This window comes from Bacillus sp. m3-13, assembly GCF_000175075.1.
In the GTDB taxonomy this organism is placed as follows: domain Bacteria; phylum Bacillota; class Bacilli; order Bacillales; family Bacillaceae_I; genus Sutcliffiella_A; species Sutcliffiella_A horikoshii_C.
On sequence record NZ_ACPC01000046.1, the window covers coordinates 137828 to 144121 of the forward strand.

Annotated in this window: 7 protein-coding genes; 4 read left to right on the forward strand and 3 right to left on the reverse strand. The window is 42.5% G+C overall.

The window, feature by feature from the left end:
• The first annotated feature begins 27 nt into the window (after positions 1–27).
• Entirely contained in the window at positions 28–1119 is a 1092-nt protein-coding gene (locus tag M313_RS0119190; RefSeq protein ID WP_010199078.1) for a nitric oxide synthase oxygenase, read from the forward strand.
• Between the two features lie 481 nt (positions 1120–1600).
• Here the strand turns inward: M313_RS0119190 and mreBH are convergent, their stop codons facing one another.
• Positions 1601–2608: a rod-share determining protein MreBH gene (gene mreBH / locus M313_RS0119195; protein ID WP_010199081.1), complete on the reverse strand. Its 1008-nt coding sequence runs from the start codon at positions 2606–2608 to the stop codon at positions 1601–1603.
• Between the two features lie 214 nt (positions 2609–2822).
• Between mreBH and M313_RS0119200 the strand changes: the two genes are divergently transcribed.
• The gene (locus M313_RS0119200) at positions 2823–3395 is read left to right on the forward strand and encodes a hypothetical protein (RefSeq protein WP_010199084.1); all 573 of its coding nucleotides are present in this window, start codon (positions 2823–2825) and stop codon (positions 3393–3395) included.
• A 35-nt stretch (positions 3396–3430) separates the two neighbouring features.
• On the opposite strand, the gene M313_RS0119205 is transcribed toward M313_RS0119200, so the two are convergent.
• Positions 3431–4102: a class F sortase gene (locus M313_RS0119205; protein WP_010199086.1), complete on the reverse strand. Its 672-nt coding sequence runs from the start codon at positions 4100–4102 to the stop codon at positions 3431–3433.
• The gene (locus M313_RS0119210; RefSeq protein ID WP_010199088.1) at positions 4086–4886 is read right to left on the reverse strand and encodes a DUF4397 domain-containing protein; all 801 of its coding nucleotides are present in this window, start codon (positions 4884–4886) and stop codon (positions 4086–4088) included. Before M313_RS0119210 ends, M313_RS0119205 begins: the two co-directional genes overlap by 17 nt.
• A gap of 329 nt (positions 4887–5215) precedes the next feature.
• Here M313_RS0119210 and M313_RS0119220 point away from each other — a divergent pair, with 329 nt between their 5' ends.
• Positions 5216–5533, forward strand: a complete 318-nt coding sequence (locus M313_RS0119220) for a hypothetical protein (protein ID WP_010199093.1) — start codon at positions 5216–5218, stop codon at positions 5531–5533.
• A 186-nt stretch (positions 5534–5719) separates the two neighbouring features.
• Entirely contained in the window at positions 5720–6166 is a 447-nt protein-coding gene (locus M313_RS0119225) for an NUDIX domain-containing protein (protein WP_010199095.1), read from the forward strand.
• The last annotated feature ends 128 nt before the right edge of the window (positions 6167–6294 follow it).

Here is a 6294-nt window from a genome sequence, read left to right on the forward strand (position 1 = left end):
GAGGGAAATTCATTTGAGGTGGACATATTGTTAGAAAAAAAGGAAGTTCTTAATAAAAAGGCAGAGGAATTTATCCTGCAGTGTTATCAGGAATTGGAAAAATCCGAGGATGAAATGACTGCCAGGCTGCAGATGATAAAAGATGAAATTAACCTATATGGCTATTATGAGCATACATATGATGAGCTCGCACACGGCGCAAAAATGGCTTGGCGCAACAGCAACCGTTGCATAGGCAGGCTTTTTTGGAATTCGTTACATGTGATAGATCGTCGTCACTTAGAAGACGAAGAGGACATTGCTGAGGCATTACTCCATCACATTGAATTTGCAACGAACCGTGGCAAAATAAAGCCTACTATCACTGTTTTCCGTCAGCAAAAAGAAAAAGGGAAACAGTTGCGTATTTGGAATCATCAACTCTTGAGATACGCTGGTTATGAGACCGATTATGGTGTTATCGGAGATCCGGCATCCATTAACTTTACGAGAAAGTGTCAGGAACTAGGGTGGGAAGGTGCTAAAACCCACTTTGATATCTTGCCTTTAGTGGTGCAGGTGGATGGAGCGGAGCCAAAGCTATTTACCATACCTGAGGACATAGTGCTTGAAGTGCCGATTGTGCATCCTACCATGCCTGCGTTCGTTGATTTAGGGTTGAAATGGTATGGAACTCCGTTGATTTCCGATATGCGATTAGAGATAGGTGGCATTCATTATACAGCTGCGCCTTTTAACGGCTGGTATATGGAAACGGAGATTGGCGCGAGGAATTTTGCTGATGCTGATCGGTATAATATGCTCCCGAAAGTCGCATCCCTTATGGAGCTTGATACGAGTACGAATGCGTCGATGTGGAAGGATAAATCGCTGATAGAATTGAACTTAGCGGTGGTCCACTCCTTTAAGGAAAAGGGCGTGAGCATCGTCGATCATCATACGGCTGCGATGCAGTTTAAGCATTTTGAGGATCGGGAAGCGGAGAGTTGCCGGCATGTAACAGGTGAATGGGCCTGGCTGATTCCGCCTGTGTCGCCTGCTGCCACGCATATCTTTCATAAGTCATATGAGAACAAGATTGTGTTGCCCAATTATTTTTATCAGGATAAGTTGTATTGAAATGAGGTCTCTTTCCGTTGGTGGGAAGGGGCTTTTTAAATGGGAGTTTATAAGACTGTTGCTTTCCGTTCCAGGCGCTTCGCTTGCCTGCGGGCGGTCCGTGAGCCTCCTCACTTCGTTGCGGGGTCTCACCTGTCCCTTCCTCCCGCGGGCGTCTACGCGCCTTCCACTCCAATCAACAAGATGACTTCATTTACTTAAGAGCATGTGAGAATTCATCTAACTGAGTTATCAGAAAAAGCACTAACATTTCGTTCCACTTAATTTCTAGCTGTGGATTGGAACAAATGGCGAAGACTCCAGCGGGGGAATAACGGTAGCTTGAGACCCCTGAAGCGTTGCGAGGAGGCTCAAGCACCGTCCCGCGGAAAGCGAAGCTATTTGTGTAAAGGAACAGCGTCGGATAGCCAATCAACTAAATTCCTTAACAAACAAAACCGAGCCCCTGAGATAGGAGCTCGGTTTTGTTGTATTTTTAAAATTAAGTCGCAGCCTTTTGCAGCTTATGAATGACACTCAATGATTTTCCAGTACCGATCGCAACAGACTCTAATGGGTTTGGTGCAACATATACAGGCACGACGATTTCATTGCTTAACCATTCTTGCATGCCGTTCAACAGAGCGCCACCACCAGTGATGATAACCCCTCTGTCTACAATGTCTCCACTTAGTTCAGGAGGGCAATCTTCAAGCGTTGCCCGAATTGCTTCAAGGATGTGCAATAAGGATTCTTTGATTGCTTTTTGAATTTCAGTAGAGTGCAATTCAATCGTTTTCGGTAGACCTGTTACAAGGTCACGACCGCGGATTTCCATCGTGATTTCTTCGTGGTCCACTAATGCATAACCAATCGTTATTTTGATTTGCTCTGCAGTACGCTCACCAATCAACAGGTTGTAGTTTTTGCGTACGTGGTGCACGATATCGTCATCAAACTGGTCTCCACCTACACGGATAGAGTTACAAGATACTACGCCGCCGTAAGAGATGATGGCAACTTCCGTTGTACCGCCACCGATGTCGACTACCACGTTAGCCACAGGCTCGTCTACAGGTAGATCTGCACCGATTGCAGCCGCTACTGGCTCTTCAATCAAATGAACGTGCTTTGCGCCACAGTTTTTTACTGCGTCTTGAATCGCACGACGCTCTACAGACGTGGAGCCAGATGGTGTACATACAACCACACTTGGCTTACGGATGGAGAAGCCCATCGTTTTGCTCGCTTTTTTCATGATTTGCTTTAACATGCTTGTCGTGATGTCGAAATCTGCGATAACGCCATCCTTCAATGGTCGAACTGCCACGATTCTTCCAGGCGTCTTACCAATCATGTTCTTTGCTTCTGTACCAACAGCAAGCACGGCTTTTGTTTCTAAATCAATTGCTACAACGGACGGTTCATTGAACACAATCCCTTTACTTTTACTATAAACCAGCGTATTCGCTGTACCTAAGTCGATCCCAATTTCAGTTGTTGAAAACATAATCCATTCACCCAATCTTTTTAGTTAGTTAGTTTAGGTCTCTTATATACTTTCTACGAAGAATGTCGTTTTGTGGGGGTGAATGTACTAGAATAATATGGTAATATAATCAGGTGTAGAAAAAGAAATCTATAGGATATAAAACTATTAGAAACTCATGGATTTTACTGGATAGTTATGTTATATTCTAGAAAAAAACGGGGATATACAGCCTATGATTTTTCGTAATGAGCCTAAGGATATAGAAGAAGTAGAAGAAGAGAGTTTTTGGGATATTAATCCCGGAACGGTTACTTTTTTCTTAGCGGCATTGGCCTTAATTGTTGGGATTATCACTTTTCTAAGCTTTTATGATGGATGGAAAGTAAAGAACCAAGAAGAAGTAGCAACTTATGTAAATGAAATGAATCAACTTTTGATACAAAGTAAGCAATATTCCGATTCTGTGGAAGACTCTCTTAAGAATGGTAAAGCTACTATATTCACTAAAAAAGATGCACAGGAATTTCGTACCCTTATGGATACTGCGAGAAAATTGTCCATCCCCTCAAAGTGGAAAGAGCATCACGAAGCAGCAACGGGGATAATATCTGCCAGATATATGTTTTTCTATCACTATCAGCAAAATGTTAGGCTGGGGGAGGAAGACATTCAAGAAAAGTTGTCAGAGCTTGAAAAACTTGAAAATGTAGAAAAAGAAGTGCTTCTTTCTTCCTTTGAGGCTTCAGGAATTTCGTATCGTGAATCAGAGGAAGGGAAGATTACCTTCTCCATTAAAACCTATTAAAAAAACCTGAAGTTCTCTTTTTTTATGGAGAGACTTCAGGTTTCTTTTAATTCTGTATAGATTACTAACCGTTCTTGGTGATTGTTTGTTTTACGATCATAAAGGCCGGTGCAGGTAATCAAATTCAGTTGCTGATTGTTTGACGGTCCAAAAATGGTCCGGATTGGGGCTTCATTGTATGGATAAGCTTCCTTCCCTGTGACAACAAAGGTCAAGGTTTGGTCCCCATCCGCCACCAACACCTCATCACCAATCTCCAAGTCTTTCAAGTAGAAGAAGATGGCAGGGCCAGTATAGTCGTCAACATGTGCTGCCAACACGGCATTTCCTTTTGCACCAGGCTTTGTTCCCGGTTCAAACCAAGCGACCGTTTCCCCGTCTTCAGGAACAGCCATGGCACCTGACTCGTCCAACCCATAAGAATTAATGTTTGCATCAACGTTAATGGCAGGGATAGTTAAACGAGTGGGAATGATGCCTTGTGGAGCTGTAACCATTTCTGATTTTTTGGGGCCTGTTTGATTTTCTTCTCCAGGTTCATTAACATTCTCATCTACCTGTGAAGCTATTTCTTCCGCCGGAGCTTTGACAGACTCCGGTGGAAGATTTGTATCAGCTTCATTTTGTGTAATAGGTGTACATGCCGTGGAGTAGATTAGAAGGCTTCCCAACAGACCTATTAGTATTCTATTATTTTTGTGCCGCAAAGCGACGCACTCCAACAGCCGCTGCTCCAACCACTAGAAGGCCAGCAATCAATGCCCAAGAGTTCATTCCGTTAGATTGTGAAGCACCACCCATACCTGTTTGAGGCATTTCGCTAGGCATCATCGTGTTATCTTCTAGTAATAGTATTTCAATGCTGTCTACTGTGTTGATCGCATATACAGAGTAAACTTTATTTTCCTCAAGCATTGTACCAGACAAGTCTAATACTTGCTCTCCACCATCAGCTGTACGTACTTCTAAATCATATGTTCCAGCATCAAGTGTCATGTAATCTGTTACTGCTTTAAATTCTGCTCCGGAGAATACATCATCTCCATCAATTAAACCAACATTTACTGCAGGTGCGTCAGGTGAGAAGTGACCTACACGGATTTTAGATTGACCTTCAGCTACCATGTTGTCATCAGTAGTAACAGACAGTTCAAGGTTTTCCACTGTATTGATTGCTGCAACCGTATAAGACATTCCAGCTTCGATCGTTAAGTCAGTAGCGATGACAGGATCTGCTTCGCCCATTGTTCCAGCTGCATAGATTTCCACTTCGTGCGTTCCTGCTGGTAAGTTCATGTAATCAGTAGCTGCTTTAAATTCTGCATTTTCAACTGTTGCTTCGCCATTTACATAAACATCAACTGCTGGAGCATCTGGTGAAGCGTGGATGATACGAACCATTGCGTGGTCATCTGCACTTGCAAAGCTTCCTAATACCGAGAATGCCAAGATACTTGCAATACCTGCAATCAATAAACGTAACTTTTTCAATCAAATCTCTCCCTTTTGTATAGTTTATGTACAGGTGATGTTCATCTCCTGTATAACAAATATATACCACATTATTTTGAATTAAAACTAATAATATGCTCTTGAATGTGCTCTCTTAAAAAATGAATTTGTTTTATGAATGGGGAGTGCGGGTATTACAAGACTATAAAACAAGGAGGCGATAAAATGAGTAAACTATTTAAAAGAGTGTTTATTGCGGTGTTGCCGATTTTGGTGAAAGAAGGATTTCGTTATTATAAAGAAAGAAAAAGCACGTCCACCAGCACTAAGAGTGCATAAGGATTTGCTGTTTAGAAGGAGGGAATCTCATGGAGAAATATACTTATTATGTAACGATGGAAACTGGTCAAATTCACCGGGAACCTTTCGACGAACAGGTTAAATATTATGGAGTACTTGCAACACAGGAAGAAATTCATGAAATTGAAAGACTTTTTGAAGAGTTGCATACGACAGAATATAGTCCAGATGCATTTAAAAGCCCGCTAAATGAAAAAAGTACCCAAGAGCATCGGGACAAACAACAATTAATACTTGATAAAATTCTTGTAGCTATCTATGAACTTGGTACGGAAGTGACCAAAGAAGAGATTCGCACAATGAATGGTATGAACCAGCGTGTTTAATTGGACGCTGGTTTTTTTATGGGGGTAGAATGTAAGATTGGTAGCTTCTGACCACAAATAAGAACATTATGGAATAAATTATCTGGAGGAAAGACCTATTTTTGGCTTTGGCTCGGGCTTTCCGTTGAAAGTGGCGTGCGACCGAGTTAGACTAGGTAAAAAAGTAGTGTTAGGAGTATTCCTATTATGAATAAACAAAAACAAATTAGTATGTATCCTGCAGTAGCAGTGATCATCTTTGATGAACAGAAAAGAATATTATTACAAAAACGAGCAGATGTGGGCTTATGGACTATCCCAGCTGGTCATGTTGAGCCGGGTGAGACGGTGGAGGAAGCGGCTGTTCGCGAGGTCTATCAAGATACAGGGCTGGTTGTCGATCCGTACCGCCTGATTGGCGTCTATTCCGACCCAGAATCTCAAACGTTTGAATATCCGGACGGGCGCTTAGTCCAGTTTGTGACATCGTATTTTGAAGCGGAGATTACGGGTGGAACAACAACCAAGAAGGATCCGGCCCTAATTGAGCTCGAGTTCTTTGCCCCAAACAAACTGCCCCATGACCTCTTGCCCATGCACCCAAGATGGCTCGTCGATGCATTCTCAGACAGGCGTGAAGCATTTGTACGTTAAAAAGAGAAATTGATAGAGGGGAAAATTTTGTGTAACTATTTAGTATTCGACGTTAACTAAAAAAATCCTTGAGGGGTCTGACCCCTGAGACACGCAACAGGGGATAGGCAAGGCACACAGGGGATAGG